This is a genomic window from Pseudomonas sp. EA_65y_Pfl2_P74, from assembly GCF_963970575.1.
Classification (GTDB): domain Bacteria; phylum Pseudomonadota; class Gammaproteobacteria; order Pseudomonadales; family Pseudomonadaceae; genus Aquipseudomonas; species Aquipseudomonas baetica_A.
In genome coordinates this window covers 13,953-38,719 of the sequence record NZ_CAXAOQ010000029.1, presented here as the reverse complement: position 1 = coordinate 38,719, position 24,767 = coordinate 13,953, and the positions used below count along the sequence as shown (strand labels likewise).

The following is a 24,767-nucleotide window of genomic DNA, read 5'->3' as shown; positions in this document are numbered from 1 at the left end:
TTTCATACGCATTGGCACTTCTTCCAGCCGCCAATACTTAGCGACCATGCGCAGCATCGGCCAATTGCCCCGTATCAACCCGCACAAACACCGAGTCACCCACCGCTGTCAGCACCTCCCCCGCAAACACCTCGCAGATCACCCGGGTCTTGCGCCCGACTTCGCCTTCGACTTTTGCCCGTAAGGTCAGCGCAATGCCCATCGGCGTCGGTTTGATGAACTTGATGCCGAGATTGCCGGTCACGCAGTCAATGCGGGGCAGGGTGCCAGGCTCGCGATTTTGCGCACGGTAGTGATAGGCCATTGCCGTCCAGTTGGAATGGCAGTCGACCAGCATCGCGATCAAACCGCCGTAGACCAGGTCCGGCCAACCACAGTATTTGGCGTCCGGCATATGCTCGGCGAGGACATGCACGCCGTCTTCATGCCAGTGGCTTTTGATGTGCAACCCGTGCGGATTGCGGCCGCCGCAGCCGTAGCAAACGCCTTCAGGCGCGGCGCTGTCTTGCAGGGAGGTGTCGAGGCTGGACATGGGGTTGGTCATCCTGGCGTGGTGAGTCCGGTCAGACGCAGGCATTTCTTGCAAGGCCGGTCGGAGGGGCGATTGTAAGCGTTAGGGCCGTTTTCGCCGAACGCGTATTGATGTGCAGCGCATCGGCACCGCAGGTCATTGCTCGGGAGCGAGCCACGTATCGACAACCCGTCGATCAAGTTCCTCCCAATACGCCATCCCCAATACCCGCGTGGTGTTCAGACCGCGCAGATAACCGCGCAACTGATGGGCGGTATCGCGGATGTACTGCGGATCGGAGATGGTTTTATCCAGCAATACGCTTTCGTACTGGACCAGGTATTCAGACACTCGCTCGCGAAAATCGGGTAGAACGGCGTCGCGGATCAGGTCGAACGTTCTCAAGAAGGATTCCTCATTCATGTTTTTCTATTTGTATTGAGTGTGTATCAGTCTGCAAGGCGCGTAACTATTGCTAGAAGTAATAGTCACCATCAAGAAACGCAAGTTCTGCTTTGTCGGCAAGAGGCGGAAAATCGCCTCCATCGAATACGCAACTCAAGGAATTTGCGCGATGAACACGTTGACCCGACTGGTACTGGCCGCCCTGCTGATGAGCGCTGCCGCTGCACCGACCTACGCAGACGATGCCCGCTCGTGTCACTTTCAATCGATTACCGGCAGCAGTGCCACGTTGCAGCGCTCGCAAACCGTCGGTGTGCTGTACAGCGAAAACACTCGGGACAACCTGCAATACCTTGAGCGTTACCACGCCATGGCGGTCAACGGCGCGAAAGATGCGCTCGACTCGCGGATTCGCGAAGCTTTCGTCGAAAGCTCTGATCCGGAACTGGCCATCGACTGGTTGATGAGTTCGTTGCAACAACAGTTTCTGTCGGTAACCGTTTACGACAGCCTCGATGCCTTGGTGCAGGCGCACCCGGATGTTGTGGTCAAACTCGACACGTTCAATCGCTTGTTGACCCAACGCAACAGTCTGGTCGAAGCGCGTTTCACTGCACGTTTCTACGATGCCGACCTGCAATACATCGGCAAAGCTGAAGGCGCGGTGGAAAAACAACTGCCCTCGGCCTGGGTACACAACCAGGCACCGCTGCAAATTGCCGCGCAGATCGAGAAACAACGTGACTTGCAACTCAGCGCGTTGAAGCAGTTCGACAACTCGCTCAAGGCCTTGGTGTCCGCGAGCTGAGCACCTAACACATCAATGGCATCGGCGACGCGGTGAAGCGAGACCGTTGCCGGTTGAACCGAACTTTTATTTTCAGGATGACACTGATGCGTCTTTTATTCGTGCCAGCCATGGCCCTCACGACCTTGTTGCTCGGCGGCTGCGCCAGCGCGCCAAACGACCCGACCCTGACCTTGCAGACCAGCAAGACGCCCGCACAGTACGCCGATTGCGTCGTACCGAAATTGCAGGGCAGTGCGCTGAACCCGACCGTCTCGCAGACACAGCGCAGCTTCCGGATCGTGGTGCCGAGCAAGGTGGCGGCCGATAACGTACTGGAAGCCTACAAGGCCGGCAGTGGCGGCAAGGTGTTTCTTTATGAGCGCCACTTGCTGGCTTCGAACTTCCTGCCATCGACTTTTGAACGGGCCGCTCAGGATTGCATCTGATTTCGCCCGGTAGCCGTATGTAAAAGAGCTCCTTTGGTTGGCCGCAACCAACCAATTTTTTGCCCCGCGCCTTCATTCGGTCGCGGGGCTTTTTTTTGCTCGCTGTCTGGCGATCAGGTGCCCGCTGAGAATGAATACAAGCCGCAAGGTTCGAAGCGCTCGCGGGTGTCCATCCGCACGGCTCGCAGGCTCAAGGTTTGCAGATGCGACGCATACAACGACTCCGAACGGAAGCTGATCAGGACGCTACGCCGGCGTGCCCCGCTCAGGTTCAGGCTGCCCGCGTGCACCAGATCCGCATCAAACACCAGAATGTCACCAGCGCCGCCTGAAAGCTGCACAGACCGCGACTCATCATTGAAGTCCAAGGGCGATGGCTCCGGCTCAGGTCGGTGGCTGCCGGGGACGATACGCGTCGCGCCATTTTCAGGGCCGTAGTCGTCGAAAAAAGCCAGAGCGTTGACCATGTCGCCCGGCCGTTGCGCCGACAAGTCGCGGTGCAACGGTTGATATCCGTTACCCGCGAGCGGTTCGCGACCCTCCACTTGCGCGAGGAAAAACCGTTGCGCGATCAGCTCGCCTGCCACGGCCAGCAACAGCGGCAAGCGACACACAGCCTGAATCGTTGGATCAAGGTCCAATAGTGAATGGCGCCACTGAGCGCCTCGCGGGGTTGGCCACTGATCTGAGGGCATCACGTTCGCATCGAACACGCTGCGAAGCTCATTCAGCCATTCGGTGGGGATGGCGTGTCGGAGCAGGGCATAGCCATCGCGATGCAGTTGTTCACGCTCAGTCATGGTTTCCTCGGCAGGATGTCGCAGCACAGAAGGTATAGCCATTGACTGATTCAAGCGCCAGATCGCTCGGCGGCGCTGTTGCCGCAGTTTATCGATCAGGGGGCGGAGATCCTGACGAATCTCCTTCAGACGGCGTAAGTACGTGGCGCCTGGTCAAGCCCATTTGAACTGAGCCGGGAATCTCGCCGCAAAGCATGTTCCCGTTTCGAGGTCCGAGGTGACGCTCAAGGTACCGTTGTGCGCCGCCGCAATCTGCGATGCGATATAGAGCCCTAGACCCAAACCCTCGTAGCGCTGCCCGGCTTCGGACCGGGAAAAGGGCTCGAACAACAGCGGCATCAACTGCGCCGGAATCGGCGTGCCCTGGTTGGTCAGCGTAATGACAATGTCGTTGCTCTCGGAATAGGCGTTGAGGATGATCGGTGCAGTGGTTGAGCCATGAGTGACTGCATTGCCCAGCAGATTGGAGAGCAATTGACTGATACGCAATGCGTCGCAATAGACCCCTGCCGGCACGTCCAGCGCGTGAATGAACGTTGCGTGCGGGTGGGATGCCTGAACCTCTTCAAGCGTCATCAGCAGTGTTTGCTGCAAGTCATCCACCAGTTTTCGTTGGACTGGAATCCCGCCACCCAGCCGTCCCCGGGCAAAATCGAGGATGTTTTCGATCAGCACACCCATGCGCACAGAGCTTTTGCGGATCGCCGAAAGCAACTTCAGTGAGCGCTTGTCTTCGGTTTTGGTTTCCAGCAGATCGGTGCTCATGCGAATGGCGCTCAGCGGCGTTCGCAGGTCATGCCCCAGTACCGCGATGAACTGCTCGCGCAGCCTGCCCAGTTCATTGGCAGTGTCCAGCGCGGTTCTGGTGGCGTGAAGGTGGCGTTGGCTGTCGAGGTTCATGGCAATCAACTGCGCGAACAGTGTGAGCGTCTGGGTAATGGCCGGTTCCTCGACATTGGCCGCGAGTGAGTCGATGGCACACAGCGTCCCGAAAAAATCGCCATTGGCCTTAACGATCGGAATGGAAATGTAGCTCTCCAGCCCATAGGTTTTCGGTGTGTGATGAAGTGAAAAGACCGGGTGTTCGCTGGCCTTGCCGAAGATGACCGGCTGCTTGTGTTGCCGGATCTCATGGCAGATGGTCGATTCGAGTATCAGTTCGCCGCCGGGTTGCAGGCCGAAATCAATCGAATCGTCGACAGCGCACGCCACCCAATGACTTTCAGTCACGCGAGCAACTGCCGCGAAGCGCATGCCGGTCAGGTGTTTGACCATGCGCAGGATCACGGGCACCGCGTCAATGCTGCGGATGGCTTCAATGTCGGGTAAAAACTCGGGATTGGTCATGGGGTGACGCTTCAAGGATGTGGGCCAAAGACTATCTTTTATTGGCGCTCATGGCGAATAGGCGCGTTGGCCGACTGAGTGTGAGTTTTTTTGCAATTCAGCTCAGTGCCTTCGCTTCAGATGGCGATGGATGGGCCTGTTTGCCACGGCCCAAGGCTGGCGTGAACTTCATCGGTCGGTGCATGGAATCACGCGTTTGACCAGTTTGCCTATGGACATGCCCTGGACCAGGATCGAAAACACCACGACCGAATAGGTCAGCGATACCACGACATCACGAGCCTCTCCCGGCGGCAGTGTCAACGCCAACGCCACCGAAATGCCGCCGCGCAGGCCGCCCCACGTCATCACGCTCCATGAGCCCTTTGGTAGCCGAAAACGTTCGCCCAGAACTGCAATCGGAACCCCAACCGTCATTAGCCGCGAGAATAAAGTCAGCATGATCACCATCAGTCCCGTGACAATCAGAGGATTGGAGAACTGAATCAGAACAACTTCCAGGCCAATGAGTACAAACAGCAACGCGTTCAGAATTTCATCAATCAGCTCCCAAAACATATCCACGTTTTTTTCGGTTTTTTCAGACATCGCGTAGGTGCGTCCCTGGTTCCCCACGATCAATCCCATCACCACCATCGCCAATGGCCCCGAAACATGCAAAGACGTGGCGAGGGCATAGCCGCCGAGCACAGCGGCCAGCGTGATGAGAACCTCTTCCTGATAGCTGTCGATACTCTTGAGCATTCGGTACGTGATGTACCCGACTGCAGCTCCTAAAAGCGCGCCGCCACCCGCTTCCCTCAGCAAAACCAGCGATGCACCGCTGAAAGAGGGCGTTTCACCGCTCGCAATCATTGCCAGTATCAGCGAAAACAGCACAACGCTGACGCCATCGTTAAAGAGCGACTCACCCGAAATCACCACCTCAACACTGCGGGGGGCACCTGCTGATTCCAGGATGCCCATGACCGCAATCGGGTCGGTTGGCGAAATCAGCGCGCCGAACACCAGGCAGTATGCAAGGGGTAACTCAAGGTTGGTCAGGGACAGCAGTTCCCAGAGCCCAAAACCGATGATCAGCGTCGATAGGGTTGTACCAGCGACGGCCAGGCATGCAATTTGCCATTTGTAGGAGCGCAGTTCCGACAAATTGACATGCAATGCACCTGCAAATAACAGCAAGGACAACATGCCTTGCATCAGTAACTCGGAAAAGTCGATGGACTCGATCAATGATTGTTCGATGGTGTGCAACGTGTGAAAGCCCAGCGCATCAGAGGCCATGTTCAATAGCGAGAGGCCCAAAGCAATGCCCATCACGCCGATAGCCGGGGGCAGCCCCACATAACGACGATTGAGGTAGGCGAGGGTCGCGGTGATGCAGAGAAATATTGCGATGATGTCCAGCATGGGTTTGATGTCTCCCAGGCGCACCGGTTGGGGGTTGGACACTCGCACCTTCTGCGTTCAGCGTGATGCCATATAGGCACCCGCAAATGCCACTCATGAAAGATGCGAATAAATGTTTGCTTGGGCGGCCGATCAAATGAGTTTTTGATCGGCCGCCATTAACGAGAGCAGTGTTACGCCGGTGGCTTAATTCAAATCGCCAGCCTGATGCCGCTCGGGCACCTGGCTCGCTTCATCGCCCCACGTCCGATTGACTCGCTGCCCACGAATGACCGCTGGCCGCTTGGCGATATCCTCTGCCCAGCGCTGCAAATGAGTGTATTCGTGAGCGGCCAGAAATTCCGCCGCTGAGTAGACATTGTTGCGCACCAGTTGCCCGTACCACGGCCAGACCGCGATGTCGGCGATGGTGTAGCTGTCGCCGGCCAGGTAAGGGCTTTGCGCAAGACGCCGATCCAGTACATCCAGTTGCCGCTTGGCTTCCATGGTAAAGCGGTTGATCGGGTACTCCATTTTCTCCGGCGCATAGGCGTAGAAATGCCCGAATCCGCCACCCAGATAAGGCGATGCGCCCATCTGCCAGAACAGCCAGTTGAGCGTCTCGGTGCGTCCTGCCGGGTCTTTGGGCAGCAAGGCGCCGAATTTTTCTGCGAGGTAGAGCAGGATCGCGCCCGACTCGAACACCCGAATCGGCGGCTCGACACTGCGATCCAGTAGGGCAGGAATTTTCGAGTTCGGATTGATCTCGACAAAACCGCTGGAGAACTGATCGCCTTCGCCAATGCGGATCAGCCACGCATCGTATTCGGCAGCGGTATGCCCCAGCGCCAGTAACTCCTCTAGCAGAATCGTTACCTTCACGCCGTTGGGCGTGGCGAGCGAGTAGAGCTGCAACGGATGCTTGCCCACCGGCAACGTCTTTTCATGCGTCGGGCCGGCAGTCGGGCGGTTGATGCTGGCGAACTGACCGCCGGATGGCGCTTCGTTTTTCCAGACCAGGGGCGGAACGTAGGGCGTTTTGCTCATGACATTGGTCTCGTCGATTGTTGGCTGAGAACAGAGGGACAACGTAGCGTGTTTGTCGCTTACGTCACAAAAAAATTCCGCATTTCTTGAGCTGATGCCTGCGTGAAAGACCGCTTCTGCCGGGCATCCGAACTCAATACCGCTATGACACTGATGCTTTGCGGCTGTATCGGGGGTATCAGTTTCGACGCTCGAGTCGGGCTCGCGGGCCCAACAATAAGCGGACAGTGTCGAGACCTCGCGCGAATGTGGCGGTGTAACGCTTTGGGCCATAGTGGTGCCGAGCTGCTTTTCTCGAAATGTTCAACGGGTGTCCGTTCCCGAATGGCGGGCCAGTATGTTTCTGATGAGAGTTTCTTCACTAAATGAAATATTGGCGATTTCACACGCGTCAGGGACTTGTTGCCATTCGCTTGAGGCGTAACCAATCTGGCGCACAAGCCATTGCTGCGGGCCAGTCCAGGACAGCTCGAGGTAAGGGCCGGCCAGTTCTTTATTGGCGATCAGCAAGCCGACTTCATCCGCCGGCCCCGGGCACATGCCGCCGACCGCAAAAGGTACCCGCTCGAGGATGAGGGCGTTGAGCATGGCCAGCAACTCTGCATGCGAAGCGAAGGAAACGTGGCGCTGGCCGGCAACAGCGCCGGCAAAAACCAGGTCGCCGGTTTGTGAGTCTGCAGCGTTGATCGATGCCAGGTGCGCAGGCGCTTGGCCGGAGCCTTTGGCATAGCGTGGTTTAATCACTGTAATTCAACTCAATAGGTTGAAGACCCGCGATGCAGAAGGGCGAGCATGAGCGCACAGATCCCTGCGCTCATGCTCGGAGAGGGGCCAGGATGGTGAGGTAGATCCACCTGATACGGCGAAAAAATCAATTCCCGTCCGCTACCTTGCGTTCAATCTCATCGGTTTTGCGCTTTAACGTCTCCGCGTCCTGCTCTTTGACCCGGGTCGAAGTCGGTGTGATCACCTCATCCACGGCTCTGGTGTCACCGTCCTTGTCTTCAAGATCACGTTCGACCACATTCACCGGTTTCCCGGAAGCGTCGGTGGGCTGGGCATTCATGGTTTTGTCGTCATTGCTGTTCATATCGCAGACCTCCATGGGTGTAATCGTTAGAGGGGCGGTTTGAGGCTAGCGTTCGATATTTCTTTAAATCGCTGAATCGACGTTGCAGAAACTTTGCACCTTTCCAACGGCTAAATCTGTTTTAACCAGACCCTGTCGGGATGAATATCATCATGCGCCCAAACACCTTGTTTGCAACGTTGCTCGGCTTGTCTGCACTCGAGGTTTTGCAGCAGAAGCCAGCCATTAAGCAAGCGGTATCTTTTTCATGCCTCGCATCGGGTCATCCAGTAGACGAAATTGCTCAAGTATGAAATCGAGCAGTAGCCGTGTTGACGGCAGCATGCCTTGTCTTGAAGCAAATACGGCATGAATCATTTCTGTTCTGGGTGCCCAATCCTGCAAAACCACGACCAGATCCCCGCGCTCGATGTAATCGTGTACCAGTGACATTGGCATCTGCGCGACACCAACACTGTCGATAGCCGCGCAACGCAACATCAGCAGGCCTTTGGTAATGAGCAGCGGTCGGTGCGCGTGGGTGAACTCCGAGCCGTCAGCATGGAACAGCGTCCAGCTGTAATCGCGTTGTGGACTGCCGTGATGAACACTGGGCAAACGCGCCAGATCTTCTGGCCGGTCGGGTGTACCCAAACGGCTCAAAAGCTTCGGGCTGGCTACCAGACATTGGGGGCGTTGGGACATGACGCGGCTGACCAGATTGGAATCTTGAAAGGGCAGGGGACGGACCCTCAACGCCAGATCGACGCCTTCGGCAACCACATCGACCTGACGATCACTGGCTTCCAGATGCACCTCCACACGCGGGTGCTTGACCATGAAGCGCGAGATGATTGCGCCGACACATTCCTCTAGTAGCACCGTGGGGCAGGTGACCCGCAGGACCCCGCCAGGCTCTGCGTGGGTCATCGCTATCGCAGCTTCCGCCGATTCAGCTTCCTTGAGCATTGCTCGGCAATGAGCATAGTAGATTTGCCCCAGCTCGGTGACCGAAAAATGGCGGGTGTTACGAATGATCAAGCGCACGCCGAGCCGTTCTTCAAGTAGAGCGATCCGTCGGCTTAGGTTGGATTTCGGAATACCCAGCGCACGTGCGGTGGGCGCGAAGCCTCGGTGATCCACCACCATAACGAAGTACTGAAGGTCATTGAGATCCAGCACGGTCGACATCCATTGAGACAGAAGGCACCAACTATACAAGTCTGATCGTCCCTTGTATGGGAAACACCAGTCAGTTTTTTGTATCTGGTGCCGCGAGCTGCGCGGACATTAGATTGCAGCCGCTCGATGACCGCATGTGTAAGGTCGGCAAGTGGTATCGACGACGTCAACAGCTCGCCCGCGCTGCGGTTTTCTCTGGATCTGAACTTGAACAAACTCTGTGAGATGCATTCTTTTGTCACGGTGGTCGACACCGGCAGTATTTCCGAAGCCGCGCGACGCTTGGGCATTGCCAAGTCGATGGTCAGCCAACGCCTTCAGCAACTGGAAAGGCGTTTGGGCAGTATTCTGCTTGAGCGCGGACGACGCGCGCGACTGACCGAAACTGGCGATGTGTTTTATCGCTATTGCGTGCGCAGTCTGGCCGATGTCGACGACGCGGAGGGCGCGGTATTGTCCTCGCAGTCGAGCCTGCGTGGCAGTTTGCGACTGGCCGCTCCGATGGCATTCAGCATTCGTTATCTGACGCCGATTCTGTCTGCTTTCGCGGTGCGCTACCCCGATTTGCAGCTGGACGTCGAGTTCGATGATCGTCACGTCAATTTGCACGAAGAACGCTACGATGCCGCTATCCGCATTGGCGAGTTGCCGGACTCTTCGCTGGTGGCGAAAACCATCACGCCAAACCGCCATATCATCTGCGCAAGCTCAGACTACCTAGCCACGCATGGCATTCCACAAACCCCACAGGAGCTGTCCCGTCATTTCGCCATGCTCTATGTGAACCGTGAGCCCCACGGCATGTGGATGTTGCCGGTGAATAACACGCTGGAGTCATTTCGCGTGCGCTGTCGCATGCGCACCAACAATGCACATCAGTTAATGGAAGCCGCCAAGGCAGGCATGGGGCTAGCGATCCTGCCGACGTTTCTGGCTGCTCAAGCGATTGTGGCCGGCGAGTTGCAAGAGGTGCTGGCGACCTATGCACCACGCGCAGGAAATATCTCCATGGTGTACCGACGTTCATTGCGCGCATCGCCCAAGCTGCTGGCGCTGGCTGGCTTTCTCTGCGAGCAGATCGGCAACCCGCCAGCGTGGGAGCAAATGCTGGCAGCCCATGCAAGTCAGTCTGATTGAATCGTTCGCAATTGACGAAACGTGGATTCACTTTTTGCCTGCTTATGAGCTTTTGAAGGCTTACATATGCTTTCCCCAACAGACGCAATCTCTAGCGCCTGACAGGGAAGAAACGCATGAAGAACGTAATTATCGTCGGTGGGGGCTCGGCCGGTGCAGTGCTGGCTCGCCGATTGAGCGAGAGCAATCAGCGTCAGGTGTTGTTGCTTGAGGCCGGGAAAAGCTTTGTGCCGAACGACTATCCCGACGTTGTTACCAGCAGCGACATTGTTGGGGCCAGTAGCAGTTCGGAGCTCGAATGGGGCTACAAAACCCAGCCCGGTTACATCGATCATCCCATCGGCGCTTTGCGTGGCAAGGTCTTGGGGGGCTGCTCTGCCATCAATGGCGCGGTAGCGATTCGTGCTCGCCCCAGTGATTTCGCGCGCTGGGATCTACCTGGGTGGAGTTATGACGACATGTTGCCCGCATTCAAAAAACTCGAGAGCCACAGTCGTGGAGGCAGCGCTTTGCATGGTCATGAGGGGCCGCTGCCGGTTAAACAACTGAGCAATCTGGACGTCACGCCAATGCAGCGAGCGTTCATTCAGGCGACGTTCGCCTATGGCTACAAGATCATCGATGACTTTGACGGCGCGGATGCGAACGGCGTCGGCCCGTACCCGATGAATATCGTCGACGGCGTGCGTATCAATACCGGCATGGCCTACCTCACTGAACAGGTGCGAGCCCGCAGTAACCTGCAGATCCAGGCGGACAGTCTGGTCGATAAAGTACTGTTTGAGGGTCGACGTGCCATAGGTGTACAAATGAGCGATGGCGCGCAACTGTTGGCCAGTGAAGTGATCCTTTGCGCGGGTAGTTATGGCAGTGCGGCGATTCTGCTGCGCTCCGGTGTTGGTCCTGCCGCCGATCTGGCCGCGTTGCAGATTCCGCTGGTAGCGGATCTTCCGGTGGGTCAGCGTTTGATAGATCACCCTTTCTATTACAACGCCTATGCAGCCCGTGCGGATTTGATCGGTCGACAATCACCGGTCATCGGCGCCAAGCTCTGGACCAGCAGCCGCCGAGCCGAAAAGGATGAACTCGATCTGCACATCACCGCCACGCACCTATTTCCTCACGATCAGAGTCCGACCCATGTGGGCTTTGTGCTCGCCGTCGCACTGACCCGCCCGCAATCGCGAGGCAGCGTAACGCTGGCGAGCCGTGATCCGCTCGTGGCGCCTAGCATCGACCTGAATTTTCTCGCCGACCCTGAGGATCGCCAACGCCTGCTTGAGGGTATTCGCTTGGCCCGCAAGATTGGCGCCACTGCACCGTTGAACGCGTTTATTCACTCGGAGCTTAATCCGGGGCCGAGCACTGAGTCGGACGAAGCGCTGTTGGCGAGTGTCCGGGCGAGCCTGGACACCTATCACCACCCGACCTCAACCGCGCCGATGGGCAGGCCCGGTGATTCACATGCGGTGGTCGATTTGCAGGCGCAGGTCATTGGCTTGCAAGGGCTTCGCGTGGTCGACGCATCGATCTTTCCCGATGTTCCATCAGTTGCGACCAACATCACCGTGATCGCCGTTGCGGAAAAAATCGCCGCGCTTTACGCCTAATTTTCAGGACTCGACTTCCATGAACAACACACCTGTTTTGAACTGGATTGATGGCCTGTGGCTCGATTCAGGCGTTTACAAAGATTCCATTAACCCCGCGACGTATGAGCGGATCGGGCGATATGCTGAGGGCGGTGCCTATGAGGCACAGCAGGGCATTGAGGCAGCGTTGCGTTCGTTTGCACAAACATCTTGGAAAGATGATCGCACTCTGCGCGCCACGGTACTGTTGGAGCTGGCGGATGGTTTTGAACGCAATGCCGAAGAGCTGATAGACACGTTGGCGCTGGAAAACGGCAAGATTCGTCCAGAAGCCGAATTCGAAGTGCGCATGGTGCCGCCTAAATTGCGCTATTACGCTGCAATGGTGCGTGCTGAGTACGGACGTTCAGCGGAGCCGAAGCCCGGCAGGATTTCCCTGGTGCTGCGTCAGGCCGTGGGTGTCGCGGGCATCATCGTGCCGTGGAATTCGCCGGTGGTATTGATGATTCGATCGTTGGCCCCGGCGCTGGCCGCAGGTTGCACCACGGTAATCAAGATGCCGGGGCAGACCGCTCAAACCAACGCGATGCTCGCGCGGATCATGAGTGAGGCGCGGTCATTGCCTCGCGGTGTCATCAATTTGTTCAGCGAACTGGGAGCGGCGGGTTCGATCCATCTGGTTGAATCACCCAAGGTGCCGGTGATCAGTTTTACCGGCAGTACCAGCACGGGCCGCGCGATCTCGGCAGCGGGTGCGCAACACCTCAAACGCTTCGGTCTGGAGTTGGGTGGCAAGACGCCGATGTTGGTGTTTAACGATGCCGATCTCGATGTGGCCGTACCGGTGTTGCTCAAAGCCCTGACGGTGTTCGCCGGGCAGTTCTGTATGACGGGTTCGCGGTTATTGGTCCAGCGTGATATCGCCGCCGAGCTGATTGAACGTCTGGCTGCACGCCTTAAGGCGGTGCGTGTGGGGCCTGCGGCGGATCCGACCAGCGAAATGGGGCCGTTGATCGACAAGCCTAACGTGCAACGCGTCAACCAAGTGGTCGAGGAGGCGATTGACGCCGGTGCGCAAGTGATCGTGCGCGGCGGCCCGATCACCGATGGGCCGCTCGCCAAGGGTGCATTTTATCGACCGACGCTGTTGCGTGTCAGCGATCCCGAAATGGCCATCGTCCAGCGTGAAACGTTTGGACCGGTGCTGACCTTGCAGGTTTTTGACAGTGAGGTCGAGGCGGTCGAAATGGCCAACAACAGCGAGTTCGGCCTGGCCGCCAGCGTTTGGACCCGCGATGTCGATCGCTCGCTGCGAGTAGCACGCGAATTGGAGGTCGGCACTGTCTGGGTCAACGATTGGGCCATGGTGTTCGATGAGTTCGAGGAGGGCGGTTTCAAACAGTCGGGGCAGGGTCGTCTCAATGGTGTGGCGGCCATGGATGATTTCATTGAGTACAAACACATCGCACTCAATCCCGGTCTGCGTCAGGGATGAGCGCCATACGATTGCAACACTTACTGGTTGGGGCAGTGTTGGCCGGGACGCTGACAACGTCCTCGGCCCTGTTCGCCAATGAAACAAGGGATAACGCTATGCCCCAAGAGCGGTTGTACGACGCTTTGCTCGATGCGCTCAATGCTACGTTCGGCCGTCACCCCGGATTCAGGGCCACCCATGCCAAAGGCCTATTGCTCAATGGCACATTCAAGGCTTCGCGCGTCGCCGGCTCAATCAGTCGAGCTGCCCACCTGCAAGGGCAAACGGTGCCAGTGGTGCTTAGGTTCTCCAACTTCAGTGGTGTACCGGCTACCGCTGACGGGGATCCGATGGCCAGCCCGAGAGGGTTGGCAGTGCGTTTTACCCTACCGAGCGGCGAGGCCACCGATATCGTGACGCACTCGTTCGACGGCTTCCCGGTCGCCACGCCAGAAGACTTCCTGAGATTTCTGCAAGGCATTGCCGCCAATGTCGCAACACCGCCGGATCCCCAGCCACTTCAAACCTTTTTGGCGAACCATCCACGGGCGCAGCATTTTCTGGAAACGCCCAAACTGCCACCGCGCAGCTATGTGGGGCTCGAATACTTCGGTGTCAACGCACTGGTGTTCAGCAATCGTCAGGGCGATGAGCTAATTGGCCGTTACCGCATCGAACCCCTACTCAAGCAGCCATTGCTGAATGACACCCAGGCGGCCACGATGTCCGCTGATTACTTGCAGGAGGAAATCAGCGCGCGACTGAGCGAGGGCTCGTTGAAGATGCGATTGGTGCTGCAACTGGCAGCGTCGAGAGACGCAGTCGAAGATGGCTCAATCCCGTGGTCGCGTCAGAATAAGGAAGTTGAACTGGGGATTTTCAGTCTTGCTGCACTGGAACCAGCCGAGACACAGCAACTCGCTCAGCAACGTCTGGCGTTCAGTCCGGCGCGTTTGCCAGACGGTATCAACCTCAGTAGTGATCCGATGACGCTGGCGCGCGATCGGGTTTATCAGCGGGCGGTACTCAGGCGCCAGCGACCATGAGCAGCCATTCGGGCGCTCGCTGGAAACAATGGGTGTTGTCATGGCTGGTGGTATTGCCGCTAACGGTGAGCATGCCCTGGGGCTTGGCGACGTTGCTGGAACTGGCGGATTTACATTGGCCAGGGTGGCTGTTCAAAGTCGCGGTGGCCGGGTTGATCTCTTTCAACATGGTTTACTGGATGTTGCCGTTAAGTGCTCGGCTGTTGTCACGCTGGTTGCTGCGCTGAGGCCTGTGCCCCACCCTCCGTTCAGGAGGGCGGAGCGCCAGGCTCAGTCTTTAAGTCTGTCGCGATCCTTGGGTTGCGGCAGAAAGAATGTGCCAAGTATTGCGGTCCTGACCGCAATCACGCTCGGATACCACAACCCGCAATAGATATCGCCCGTGGCCGCGACCATGGCGAACGCCACCGTTGGCAGGCAGCCGCTGAACCAAGCGTTGCCGATGTGATAGGGCAGCGACATCGAGGTGTAGCGGATGCGGGTCGGGAACAGTTCGACCAGCCACGCCGCAATCGTGCTGTACCGCCGAGCAACGCCTTGATCACCACTTTGGGTTGCTCCAGCGCGTGAACGATTCGGGCAGCGGCGGTTTCGGCGCCTTGCCTTCGGCCTTCATCTTCTTGAACGCCGGCGCCGTAGAGGTAAAAGTCGTAGCACTCGAACACCGTGCCGAGGGAGGACGCGAAGACGGCCTTGCGCTCCTCCTTGGTGATGTCGCCGCTGTGGGGTGGACTGCTTGTCGCACTCTGGTCTGTGGATTCGATTAAAGATCGCTTGTTGGCGGCCGATAGCTGCCGATCGCCATCGATTCAAGAATCCATTTTTCAGGGACGACGCCCATGAATGCTTCATTGCAGAGCGCTGCCGCGCAAATCCGTCAGGCCGTTCGGGTCGCCACCGAAGGCCTTGTAGGGCGTGAACAGTTGGCGGAGCTGATTGTTCTGGCCGCTGTGGCGCAGGAGCATATTCTGGTCATCGGCCCACCGGGCACCGCGAAAAGCGCGGTGGTGCGGCGGGTGGCGCAATCGATGGGTGGGCGTTATTTCGAATACCTGCTGGGGCGCTTCACCGAGCCGTCGGAGCTGTTTGGCGCGGTCGACCTGAAAAAGCTCCGTGAAGGCACGGTAGAAACGGATGTCAGCGGTATGCTCCCGGAAGCCGATATCGTCTTTCTCGACGAGGTTTTCCTCGGCTCGACGGCGATCCTCAATACCTTGCTTGGCGTGCTCAACGAACGCCGTTTTCGTCGAGGTCACACGCAGATTCAGTGCCCGTTGCGAGTGTGTGTCGGCGCCTCCAATGGTCTGCCGGATGATGAAGCGCTGGCAGCCTTTGGTGACCGATTCCTGCTGCACCTGTTTGTCGAGTCGGTGCCGGACAATCAGCTTGAAGCGATGCTCGCCGGCGGTTGGCAATCCGAGCAGCGGCCGGTTCAGCAACTGCTGGGCCTGAGCCAACTGGACACGCTCGGCCAGGCTTTGAAAAACGTCGTCATGACGGCTGTTCGTCCGGCACTGGCCCAGGCCATTCGCCGACTGCGCGAGGCCGGTATTCAGTTGTCGGATCGACGCATCGTCAAATCCCAGCGCCTGATCGCCGCCGCGGCATTGCTCGGTGGGCGACTTGAGGCCAGCGAAGCGGATCTGTGGCCGTTGCTGTATGTGCTGCCGACCAAGGAAACCCAGCAGCATGGTCGCGAAGTACTGCGCGAGATCTTCGCCCAGTCCAATAACAGTCATTTGTTTAGCGCTGTGGAAGAAGCCACCTTGCAGCCGATGTCGCGGCTCAGTCGCTTGCTGGAAACCGGCGAGGATTATCTGGCGCGCAACGAGCCACCGGCGAGTGCCTTGCTCGAAGGCCTGCTGCGCGAAATCGACGCCAATTTCAACGAACAGACCATTCCGTCGTCGTTGCAGGATGTGCGCGGTCAGGTGGCGCGTCTGCTGACGTCTGCGGCATGACGATCAAACCGATGAGTTGGGCCTGGCAGTCACGGCGCACGCCGGTCAGACCCCAGGCCGCCGTGGCGTGGGGCGACGTCGCGCGGCGCTTGCACGCACGGTTGCTGTCGATCCCCGAGGAACAGGCCGGGCGCCTGCAAGCCACGGCCAATCGTGACGTGTTGGTGGTGACCGGTGTCGCAACGGATCTGCCGTGGGTCGACGGCGTGGCATATGCGGCGATGGACGACCGTGCACCGGGGCTGTGGCTGCCAACCAGTTGGGAGCCCGACCGGCCGACAGACCTGCTGGGGCTTGCGCTGTCCAATAGATTCGCGCGGGCGCCGCTGCTGCTCTGGCGCGAGCCAGCCGCCGTGGTGCCGCTGGATCGTTTGTTGCCAGTGACTGCGCAGCATTTGCAGCGCATTGATGCTTATTGGGCGGGCCGCTGATGCAATTACCGGAATCGCTGCACCCCTGGCGCGACTGGCTGCAATGGTTTGCCCCAGAACAACTACCCCTGTTTGCTGACCTGTTCGGGCGTCTGGATCCGGTGCTGGGTCCGCTGCGCGGCCAACAGCAGGGCGGGGTGCCCGAGCCCGACGGCTTGGCCGATCTGCAACGTCGTGGCCCTTATGAGCGGTTGTTGTCGAGTGAATGGTTGCTGGCCGATGAAGTGCCCGACGAGTTTCTGCGCCGGGCCGTGGTGGGTGAGCATCTGTTTCTCGCGCCGCAATATCGCTCGCATCAGGCCAGCCGCTTGATGGTTGTGCTGTTCGATGCCGGGCCGCTGCAACTGGGCGCCGCGCGTCTGGTTCACATGGCCTTGCTGATCCTGCTTGCACGTCGTGCCAAAGACGCTGGCGCCGAGCTGCGCTGGGGCATTTTGCAGCAGGCACCGGAACTGCATGCGCTCGACAGTGCAGCACAGCTCAAATGCTTGCTCAGCGCCCGTACCTTCAAAACCGTTGACACCGGGCACTGGCAGGCCTGGCGTGACGGATTGAATGCGCAACCGGAGCCCGTCGGCGAGTGCTGGCTGGTGGGCCAGCGCTTGTCCGCGACCGAGGGCTTGTCCTGCACCCATCGCGTCCAGGTATCGCGCAGCCTCGACGGACGCAGTCTGTCGGTGGCGCTGCAAGCGGCGGGCTCCCGGCGCGTGACTTTGCCGGTTCCCGATGAGCGCCTGGCCTTGCAGTTGCTCAAAGGCCAGTTCGAAGGCGAAGTGGTCGCGACTGCGCCTGCCGCCAAGGGGTGCGTTCCGCGTGTGTCGCTGACCTTGCCGCCAGTGATTTCCAGCGCGGGTACCCATGTCGCCATGAAGATGCTCGATGAACCGGGCATGGTGGTGATCAAGTTGCCGGCACAGAACCAGAAGAAGCCGATCGAGATACGCCGCAATCTGTGGGCTGTCGGAAAAACACCGTTGGCTCCGACGTTCTTTGGCAGAGCTTTGGGTGCCGTTCTGAGTGACGCATGGAAATTGTCGTTCTGGAACATGCCGGGCCTTAAATCGGTCGACAAGCCATGCCCCGAAGAACTGAAACTGCTGCCCGGCACTGCCACATTCCTGCCGGTGGCCGGATTGCGCAATCACTCGAGCGGCCGATTGTTCTTGCTCGATACCCAGGGGCATCTGGCGTTCTGGGTGCTGGAGACCGGGCGCTCACCGGCCAAGCCCTTGCCCCGGCATACTCATCACCTGACGAATAATGTCTTGGGTCTGGCCAAGACGTTCGGCAGCACGGCGACTTTTGTGCGCCGCGAAGGTAATCGCTTGCACGCACACACGGTTGACCCTGACGGCGAGGTCTCGGCTGCAGTTGACGTGGGTTTGGCCGAGCACATCAGTCAGGTGCTGTTTGTCGGCGGGCGGCGCAGGTATCTCGATAGCTGTGCGTTGCTGACATTGAAAAACGACGAGTGCGAGAGCTGGCGCGTGGTATCGGCCGACGGCTCTGCTTTCGAAACGCAAAGAATTGACCTGGCACCCGGCTGGAAAGGTATCGGCCTGCTGAAAGAGGACAATGAGCCCTATTCCCTGCTGTTGCTCGGTCGGCAGGCCGTAGCCATTCATTACGAAGGCGAGCAACGCGTGTTATTCACCACTACCGATACCATCGCCAAATCAAGTTTTTGCCCCATGAGTGGCGTGCTCGCCGTGCTGACCAGCACCCGCGAGTTGCTGGTGTATTCGGTGCCGCAGCGCCTGATGCGCCTGCAAACGTTCTGCAACGATCAGCCGTACAAGAAGGAAGGCACCGATGACTGGACATGACGCGGCATTGATCCGCCGTCCGCTCTTGACCGGGCACCAACACATCGAGGGCCTGTGGTTTTCCGCCGATCGTTTCGACGAAAGCGAACGCGCCCGACTGCTCCTCGAACACTGGCAAACCGAGGCCCGGGCCTACCGTTTCGCCGACGGTGATCTGTTGCGCTTTCGCCAGCCCATCGCCGTGCAATGCGAGGCGTTGACCGGTTGGCCGCTGACTCGTCAAGGCACCGCACTGTGTTCGGCGCTGCTCGATCCGCAGGAAATGCGCAACCTGCCGGCTGCCGACCTTTGGCTGGTGCGCGGCAGTCACGTCAGTGCCCTGCATTTGCGCGATGCCGTGGTCCTGGCACCGGGTGACTGGCTTGACATCAGTGGCCTCACCTTGCTCGACACCTATGACTGTCGCAACGTGCTGCCGGAGCCAGTGCTTGAGCCCGTGACCGTGGTCACCGACCTTCGGGAAATTCTTGGCGACGCGTTGCGTCCGGTCAGCCCCGAGCAGGCACAGGTCATGAAAGCGTTGCTGGAACGTCAGCAAATCGCGGCGAAGGAGCCGGCCTATCAAGCCGTCACGGCGAAAGAAACGGGGTGGACGCAATCGGCTGACACGCCTTTGCCGTGGCTGAAGCTCGTTGTGACCCTGGCGATTCTGATAGCGGTTTTATGGATGGGGTCGCAGGGACAAAATCCCGGACTGCAAGGCTTGCCGGCGAAAACAGCGTCGCCGGTCTCGGTGCAAATCAGCGCCATCGTGGTCGGGACGTTGATCGGCGGGATTGCCCTGACTCTGATATTGGCCGGGCTGCGCCACCTGTTGCGCCGACCGGCGCCAGTGCTGCCTTCGGCTCCCCGTGTCGCCGAGCCCGGCATCGACGCCCGCGCCACACCGGTCAAAGCCAAGCCGTCGCGCTGGCGGCGCTGGGTGACGCGCCTGACTGAAAATTCGCGTCTGTCGGCTCTGTATGGCAAACGTCAGGCCGCCTACATGCGGCGCATGCTCGATATGTTCGAGGACGGCGATTTCGAAGAGGCGCTGCGTCACGCTATTCCATTGGGCAGCGAGCAGAGCAGCGGCGAGCAATCGTTCGGTACGCCGCAGCGCCGTGAGGATCTGATGATCGACCACGGCCGTGGACCCACGCGCTCGATCAGGTTCGAACACGACATGGAAGCGCATCTGCGGCAGATCTACCGGCAGACCTTTGAGCGTCTGGATCGCGAGGGCCGCATTGAGGAAGCGGTGTTCGTGCTCGCCGAGCTGCTCAAGGTGCGTCAGGAGTCGCTCGACTATCTGGAGAAGCACGGACGGCTGCAACAAGCCGCCGACCTCGCGCTGGCCTGGGATATGCCGTCTGCGATGATCGTGCGCCTGCTATGTCTGGCCGATAACTGGCAGCGCGCCTTGCTGGTCGCCCGGCGTGACGACGCGTTTGCAGCCGCCGTGACATTGCTGCAAGGCAAGTGGCCGGACAGCGCCGACCGTTTGCGTCTGGAATGGGCCGAATCGCTGACCCGCAAGGGCCTCTGGCTGCAAGCCGTCGAGGTGATCTGGCCGCTGACCGCAGAGCGCCAACGTGCTGCCCAGTGGCTGCTGGATGCTGAAGCGGCGGGGGGGAAGCTAGCGTTGGGCGCATTGGTGAAACGGGCGGTGCTGTTGCCCGATACCTTGCAGGCTTACGCCGAGTGGGTCGAGCAACTGCGCGATGATCCGGCGCGTCACGCCGAGCGCGCGGCATTGGCCGAGATTTTGTTGCAGCACAAGACGCACGTGAGTGCGCTGGCCTGGCTGGCCGGTGCCATCGTGCACGCGGTGCTGGCCGACCAGATCGACGGCCATTGTCGCTTGACGCATCTGCAATTGCAGGCACTGGTCAGCATGAGCAAGGACAAACTGTTGCAGGCCGACCTGCCGGGGGCGTTACCGACCCTCGCCGCGAGGGTCTCGTTGTCGCAAGTGGGTGAGCCACTTGAATGGACAGCCCCGTTCATGGGCAACCGCAAGATTCTCGATGCGGTGCCGCTGGAGCAGGGGCGTTATTTGCTCGCGTTGGGCGAGGCGGGGGCGATGGTAATCGATGCGCAAGGTCAGAGCCTGTGCCATTTCCCGGTGCCGGCACACGACATAGTGCTGGCCCATGACCGGCAGGTCGTACTGGTGCTGGCCCGACGCGATGATGTCTGGCGTATCAGCAAGCTCGATCTGGTCACGCGCAGTGCGACAGATCTGGGCGTGCAGCGGTTTGACGTGTTCGCCCGGTCATTCGACGGTTTGACCTGGACCGTCGGACGGGATCGGCAGGTACGGGTAGTCGATGTCGATCATGGATTCGAAACCCTGTGGCATGTCAGCGATTTGCCGGGTCAGGTCTGCGGCATGAAAGATGATGCGCAAAACGAACTGCTGTGGCTGACTCACCCGGACCAGGGCTTGTATCTGTGGCACTACCGCTTGCCCGAGCGTCGGCTGATCAGTCGGGATTTGATGCCGGCCTTGCCAGTGGGCAGTTTCCGGTTGCTCGACACCGATGGTCGGGTACTCGGCGCAACACTCAAACTGGCTGACAATGAAGATCCTGTTCTGGTGGTTGAGTGGATCGGCGGGCGCAAAGGCTACCGGTTACCGGGGCTGGATGCGCAAGAAAGCGATGGGCTGGATGTGTATCTGCATCTGCATGGCCAATGGATGCTGACTCGTTACCTGATCAACGATCACCAGATGCGGTGGCATTTCATTCATCGCGGCAGCGACCAACTCTGCGCCACGTTGCAATGGCCTTTGCACGGTGCGCAATTACGCTGTTTCGGGCCCGATTTCTTGCTGTTCGATCACCATGGGCGTTTCAGTCATATCAACGTCGACGCGGCCACCCAACACAACCTTTCGCTGAATTGAACCGGCCGGGCCGCCTACGCTTTAACCCAGCGCTGGCGGCTCCACGCACTCAACCAGTCCACCGCAAACACCAGCACCAGCATCGCCAGAATCACCGTGCTGGCCTGCGCTTCCTGAAACAGGCTCAGGCTTACATACAGCATCTGCCCGAGCCCGCCAGCGCCGACAAAACCCAGCACGCTGGCCATGCGGATGTTGTTCTCCCAGCGATACAGGCAGTAGGCGAGCAGTTGCGGCGCAAGGTTGGGCAAGGTGCCGTAGCAGAAGGCGAGGATCGGGTTGCCGCCCTGCAAACGGATCGCTTCGGCGGGTTGCGGCGGGGTGTTTTCCAGGGCTTCGGCGAACAATCGGCCGAGCACGCCAGTGGTGTGTAGGGCAAGGGCGAGGGTGCCAGCGTTTGGGCCCAGGCCGGCGGCGAGCACCATCAGCGCGGCCCAGACCAGCTCGGGGATCGCCCGCAGGCCGTTGAGCAACAGGCGCGAAACACTTTGCAGCGGCCAGCCGAAACGCCCGGCAGCGGGCAGGGCGAGGAGGATGCCGAACAACGCCGCGAGCAGGGTTCCAATAGCTGACATGGCCAACGTTTCCATCGAGCCTTTGAAAATGGCTTTCAGGTAATCCGCACTCAGATCCGGGCTGAAAAAGCGCTGCACATACGCCGCCATCTGTTTCAGGCTGGTGGCGCTGCCCAGTTCGCTGATGTCGAGGCTCAGGTAAGTGAAAGCAGCGATGACGGCCACACCGATACCCGCGATCAGCAACAGATTGATCAGGCGATTCATGCCAGTCTCCAGCGCAGCAAGCGGCTAAGTTGATCGGCCGCGAGCACCAGCAGCAGGAAGGTCAGCAGAATACTGGCGACCTCACCGCCAGCGAACATGCGGATCGACAGGTCGATTTGCTGGCCGAGCCCTCCGGCACCGACAAAGCCCATCACCACCGAAGCGCGGATCGCGCACTCCCATCGATACACCGTGTACGACAATAATTCCGCCGCCACATTGGGCAGAATACCGTAGGCAAAAGCAGCCAGTCGGCCACTGCCAGCCTGCAACAACGCGTGTGCCGGCCGCTGACTGGTGGACTCGAAAATCTCCGCGTAAACCTTGCCGAGCATGCCGCTGTAGGTGATGGCGATTGCCAGCACACCCGCCGCCGGTCCTAACCCGACGGCGCGCACGAACAGCAGCGCCCAGACGATTTCTGGCACGCTGCGCAAAAAGATCAGCAAGCCGCGAATCGGCCAGCGCAGCAAACGCCCCAGCCGACTTGGAACACCGCCCCTCGAGGCCGCGGACAGCGATAGGGCGCGACTGGCGATCAGGCTGGCCGGTATCGCCAATACCAGCGCCAGCGCCATGCCGGCTGTGGCGATGGCCAGAGTTTGCAAGGTGGCTTTGAGCAGTAACTGCACAAACGCTTCGTCGTGCGCCGGTGGCCAGAATTGCGCGACAAACCGGCCCATTTCATTCTGGCTGTCGGGTAGCAGCACGCCCAGATTCAGTTCACTGAGCTGGATCCCCGGCCACAACAAGGCAATCGCCAACACGGTCAACAGCAGCCGTGGCCATGCCGCGGGATCCCGTGAATCAGCGCTCAGCATCGTGGAATCTGCACAGTCAAAGGCGCCACCGCAGCCGTTGGCGATTGCATTTTTTCGTTGGCGTACAGTGCTTCGAGCATCTCGGGGCTGACTTGATCGCAAGGACTGTCGAACAGAATCTGCCCTTCTCGCAAACCGATGACGCGTGGAAAGTGCGAGAGCGCCAGATCCACCGCGTGCAGGCTCGCCACCAGCGTAACGTTGTGCTCGCGGGCATGCCGAGACAGGATCGACAGCGTGTGCCCGGCCATGACTGGGTCCATCGCCGAAACCGGCTCGTCGGCCAACAAAATCTCCGGCGCCTGATACAGCACCCGAGCGATGCCGACGCGCTGCAATTGGCCCCCCGACAATTGCTGGCAATGGGCGAACAGCTTATCGCCCAGATCCAGACGCGCCAACGCCGCGCGGGCGCCGGGCACGTCCAGCGGATGGAGTAGATTCAACAAACTTTTGCCCAGACTCCACTGCCCGAGTTTGCCGGCCAGCACCGCCGTGACCACCCGTTGACGCGGCGGCAGGGGCGGTGCCTGGTGCACCAGACCGATACGCGCGCGCAGGCGCTGCCGTTGGTGCGCAGACAACTGCCAGGCGCGCTCGCCTAGCACTTGGATCTCACCGCTGCTGGGCCGCAGAGCGGTGGCCAGCAGGTTGAGCAAACTCGATTTACCAGCGCCGGACGGGCCGATGATGGCGACCTGTTCGCCGACGCCAATCTGCAAGTCGATGCTGCGAAGCGCGTCGACTCCATTGGCGTGACGCAGGCTACCTTGGGTGAGGCGTAAGGTCATTTCAGCAGATCGGCAGCGCGGGCGGCTTCCTCGATGCCCTTGTAGTTCTCAGGCTTGGTATCGATGAAGCGGCTGGCCGCCTGCAGATCAAGAATCTTCTTCTGCTCAGGGTTGGCCGGGTCCAGATCAAGGAAAGCTTTTTTGATCTTCGCCGCCAGTGCCGGGTCGAGCGTGCCGCGCACGGTCCAGTTGTAATCGAAGTAGGGCGGGGTGGTGGCGAAGACTTTCACTTTTGTGGTGTCGACCTTGCCGGCATCCACCAGTTTCTGCCAGACACTGGCGTTCAACACACCCGCGTCGACCTTGCCGGCCTGCACCCAGGCGACGGTGGCGTCGTGGGCGCCGGAGTAGGCGACGCGGCTGAAATACGCTTCCGGCTTGATGCCGTCATTTTTCAGCATGAAGTAACGCGGCATCAGGCTGCCGGACGTGGACGACACCGAGCCGAAAGCGAAGGTCTTGCCTTTCAGGTCGGCCAGGCTCTTGACGTTCGGGTCGGCCGTGATGAATTTGCTGGTGAATTGGGCGTCCTGTTCGCGCTGTACCAGTGGAATCACTGGGGTGGTAGCGTCGGTCTTCAAGCGCGCCTGAACAAAGGTGAAACCGCCCAGCCAGGCCATGTCGAGACGATCGGTCGCCAGTGCTTCCACCACGGCCGGGTAATCGGCTACCGGCACGAACTGCACCTTCATGCCCAGTTGTTTTTCCAGATAAGCGCCCAGTGGCTCGAATTTGCGCAGCAACTCGGTCGGGGCTTCATCAGGAATGGCGCTGACCTTCAGCACCTCGGCGGCGTGCGCCACCAGGGCGGAAAAGGACAGGGCCAGACCGGCCGTCAGTGCCAGGGTTCGCTTGAGCATGGGAATCTCCGTTTCGTAAGCGTCAATGTCGGTGCGCCTGTAACTGGGCGCAAAGTCAGGTTAGACGAAACGGCGAGGTTATACGCATTCGACGATCCAAAGGCCAGTGTTGACAGGCGCCGCTTATAAATGAGCGCGGCGCGAGCAGCTTGTTCCCGGGCTTT

The 24,767-nt window shown here is 59.5% G+C and carries 24 protein-coding genes and 1 pseudogene; 11 read left to right on the top strand and 14 right to left on the bottom strand.

Translation table 11 applies throughout. The annotated features are described in order from the left end of the window. Window positions 1-37 precede the first annotated feature (37 nt). Both AACY18_RS21555 and AACY18_RS21550 read right to left on the bottom strand, forming a co-directional pair. Window positions 38-532: a PaaI family thioesterase gene (locus AACY18_RS21555; protein ID WP_339433006.1), complete on the bottom strand. Its 495-nt coding sequence runs from the start codon at window positions 530-532 to the stop codon at window positions 38-40. Window positions 533-667: 135 nt separating this feature from the next. After that, the gene (locus tag AACY18_RS21550; RefSeq protein ID WP_339433007.1) at window positions 668-916 is read right to left on the bottom strand and encodes a hypothetical protein; all 249 of its coding nucleotides are present in this window, start codon (window positions 914-916) and stop codon (window positions 668-670) included. A gap of 169 nt (window positions 917-1,085) precedes the next feature. Between AACY18_RS21550 and AACY18_RS21545 the strand changes: the two genes are divergently transcribed. After that, window positions 1,086-1,724 (top strand): ATPase, encoded by a 639-nt coding sequence (locus AACY18_RS21545; RefSeq protein WP_339466041.1) that lies wholly within the window; start codon window positions 1,086-1,088, stop codon window positions 1,722-1,724. 86 nt (window positions 1,725-1,810) lie between these two features. Next, on the top strand, window positions 1,811-2,152 hold the full coding sequence (locus tag AACY18_RS21540; protein ID WP_339466040.1) for a hypothetical protein: 342 nt from the start codon (window positions 1,811-1,813) through the stop codon (window positions 2,150-2,152). Between the two features lie 113 nt (window positions 2,153-2,265). Here AACY18_RS21540 and AACY18_RS21535 read toward each other — a convergent pair whose 3' ends face one another. The 7 genes from AACY18_RS21535 to AACY18_RS21505 all read right to left on the bottom strand — a co-directional run bounded on the left by AACY18_RS21535 (window position 2,266) and on the right by AACY18_RS21505 (window position 8,995). Continuing rightward, entirely contained in the window at window positions 2,266-2,952 is a 687-nt protein-coding gene (locus tag AACY18_RS21535; protein WP_339433091.1) for a phytanoyl-CoA dioxygenase family protein, read from the bottom strand. A 153-nt stretch (window positions 2,953-3,105) separates the two neighbouring features. Beyond that, complete coding sequence (locus AACY18_RS21530) at window positions 3,106-4,299, bottom strand: GAF domain-containing sensor histidine kinase (protein WP_339466038.1); 1,194 nt, start codon at window positions 4,297-4,299, stop codon at window positions 3,106-3,108. A 168-nt stretch (window positions 4,300-4,467) separates the two neighbouring features. Then, window positions 4,468-5,709, bottom strand: a complete 1,242-nt coding sequence (locus AACY18_RS21525) for a cation:proton antiporter (protein ID WP_339466087.1) — start codon at window positions 5,707-5,709, stop codon at window positions 4,468-4,470. A 186-nt stretch (window positions 5,710-5,895) separates the two neighbouring features. Next, a complete protein-coding gene (yghU, locus tag AACY18_RS21520; protein WP_339466036.1) occupies window positions 5,896-6,735 on the bottom strand; it encodes a glutathione-dependent disulfide-bond oxidoreductase in 840 nt (279 codons plus the stop codon). A gap of 303 nt (window positions 6,736-7,038) precedes the next feature. Next, entirely contained in the window at window positions 7,039-7,479 is a 441-nt protein-coding gene (locus tag AACY18_RS21515) for a hypothetical protein (RefSeq protein WP_339466035.1), read from the bottom strand. A gap of 127 nt (window positions 7,480-7,606) precedes the next feature. Continuing rightward, window positions 7,607-7,825: a hypothetical protein gene (locus AACY18_RS21510; protein WP_339433014.1), complete on the bottom strand. Its 219-nt coding sequence runs from the start codon at window positions 7,823-7,825 to the stop codon at window positions 7,607-7,609. A gap of 225 nt (window positions 7,826-8,050) precedes the next feature. Beyond that, window positions 8,051-8,995, bottom strand: coding sequence for a LysR substrate-binding domain-containing protein (locus AACY18_RS21505; protein WP_401137122.1), 945 nt, complete (start codon window positions 8,993-8,995; stop codon window positions 8,051-8,053). A 198-nt stretch (window positions 8,996-9,193) separates the two neighbouring features. Between AACY18_RS21505 and AACY18_RS21500 the strand changes: the two genes are divergently transcribed. The 5 genes from AACY18_RS21500 to AACY18_RS21480 all read left to right on the top strand — a co-directional run bounded on the left by AACY18_RS21500 (window position 9,194) and on the right by AACY18_RS21480 (window position 14,465). Further along, window positions 9,194-10,123 (top strand): LysR family transcriptional regulator, encoded by a 930-nt coding sequence (locus AACY18_RS21500; RefSeq protein ID WP_339466034.1) that lies wholly within the window; start codon window positions 9,194-9,196, stop codon window positions 10,121-10,123. Window positions 10,124-10,239: 116 nt separating this feature from the next. Further along, the gene (locus tag AACY18_RS21495) at window positions 10,240-11,733 is read left to right on the top strand and encodes a GMC family oxidoreductase (RefSeq protein WP_339433017.1); all 1,494 of its coding nucleotides are present in this window, start codon (window positions 10,240-10,242) and stop codon (window positions 11,731-11,733) included. A gap of 19 nt (window positions 11,734-11,752) precedes the next feature. After that, window positions 11,753-13,210 (top strand): aldehyde dehydrogenase family protein, encoded by a 1,458-nt coding sequence (locus AACY18_RS21490; RefSeq protein WP_339466033.1) that lies wholly within the window; start codon window positions 11,753-11,755, stop codon window positions 13,208-13,210. A 98-nt stretch (window positions 13,211-13,308) separates the two neighbouring features. Beyond that, window positions 13,309-14,238 carry a catalase family peroxidase gene (locus AACY18_RS21485; RefSeq protein ID WP_339433019.1) on the top strand — a complete coding sequence of 310 codons (930 nt, stop codon included), beginning with the start codon at window positions 13,309-13,311 and terminating at the stop codon, window positions 14,236-14,238. Continuing rightward, window positions 14,235-14,465 carry a hypothetical protein gene (locus AACY18_RS21480; protein ID WP_339433020.1) on the top strand — a complete coding sequence of 77 codons (231 nt, stop codon included), beginning with the start codon at window positions 14,235-14,237 and terminating at the stop codon, window positions 14,463-14,465. The genes AACY18_RS21485 and AACY18_RS21480 overlap by 4 nt, the downstream gene beginning before the upstream one ends. A 43-nt stretch (window positions 14,466-14,508) precedes the next feature. Here AACY18_RS21480 and AACY18_RS21475 read toward each other — a convergent pair. Beyond that, window positions 14,509-14,760: pseudogene (locus AACY18_RS21475) on the bottom strand (MFS transporter); the annotation flags it as partial. Between the two features lie 317 nt (window positions 14,761-15,077). Between AACY18_RS21475 and AACY18_RS21470 the strand changes: the two are divergent. The 4 genes from AACY18_RS21470 to AACY18_RS21455 are packed head-to-tail and all read left to right on the top strand — an operon-like array spanning window position 15,078 to window position 21,349. Then, a complete protein-coding gene (locus AACY18_RS21470; RefSeq protein WP_339466032.1) occupies window positions 15,078-16,199 on the top strand; it encodes an AAA family ATPase in 1,122 nt (373 codons plus the stop codon). After that, window positions 16,196-16,630 carry a bpX5 domain-containing protein gene (locus AACY18_RS21465; protein WP_339466030.1) on the top strand — a complete coding sequence of 145 codons (435 nt, stop codon included), beginning with the start codon at window positions 16,196-16,198 and terminating at the stop codon, window positions 16,628-16,630. The genes AACY18_RS21470 and AACY18_RS21465 overlap by 4 nt, the downstream gene beginning before the upstream one ends. Beyond that, on the top strand, window positions 16,630-18,456 hold the full coding sequence (locus tag AACY18_RS21460; protein WP_339433023.1) for a hypothetical protein: 1,827 nt from the start codon (window positions 16,630-16,632) through the stop codon (window positions 18,454-18,456). Before AACY18_RS21465 ends, AACY18_RS21460 begins: the two co-directional genes overlap by 1 nt. Next, entirely contained in the window at window positions 18,443-21,349 is a 2,907-nt protein-coding gene (locus AACY18_RS21455; protein WP_339433024.1) for a bpX6 domain-containing protein, read from the top strand. The genes AACY18_RS21460 and AACY18_RS21455 overlap by 14 nt, the downstream gene beginning before the upstream one ends. 14 nt (window positions 21,350-21,363) lie before the next feature. Here the strand turns inward: AACY18_RS21455 and phnE are convergent, their stop codons facing one another. Genes phnE through AACY18_RS21435 form a run of 4 tightly spaced genes read right to left on the bottom strand, consistent with a single transcriptional unit; the run spans window position 21,364 to window position 24,603 of the window. Continuing rightward, window positions 21,364-22,131 carry a phosphonate ABC transporter, permease protein PhnE gene (phnE, locus tag AACY18_RS21450; RefSeq protein WP_339466028.1) on the bottom strand — a complete coding sequence of 256 codons (768 nt, stop codon included), beginning with the start codon at window positions 22,129-22,131 and terminating at the stop codon, window positions 21,364-21,366. Beyond that, window positions 22,128-22,952, bottom strand: coding sequence for a PhnE/PtxC family ABC transporter permease (locus tag AACY18_RS21445; RefSeq protein WP_221732563.1), 825 nt, complete (start codon window positions 22,950-22,952; stop codon window positions 22,128-22,130). Before AACY18_RS21445 ends, phnE begins: the two co-directional genes overlap by 4 nt. Next, window positions 22,946-23,743, bottom strand: a complete 798-nt coding sequence (locus AACY18_RS21440) for a phosphonate ABC transporter ATP-binding protein (RefSeq protein WP_339433026.1) — start codon at window positions 23,741-23,743, stop codon at window positions 22,946-22,948. The genes AACY18_RS21445 and AACY18_RS21440 overlap by 7 nt, the downstream gene beginning before the upstream one ends. Further along, window positions 23,740-24,603, bottom strand: coding sequence for a putative selenate ABC transporter substrate-binding protein (locus AACY18_RS21435; protein ID WP_339466026.1), 864 nt, complete (start codon window positions 24,601-24,603; stop codon window positions 23,740-23,742). Before AACY18_RS21435 ends, AACY18_RS21440 begins: the two co-directional genes overlap by 4 nt. Window positions 24,604-24,767: the final 164 nt, after the last annotated feature.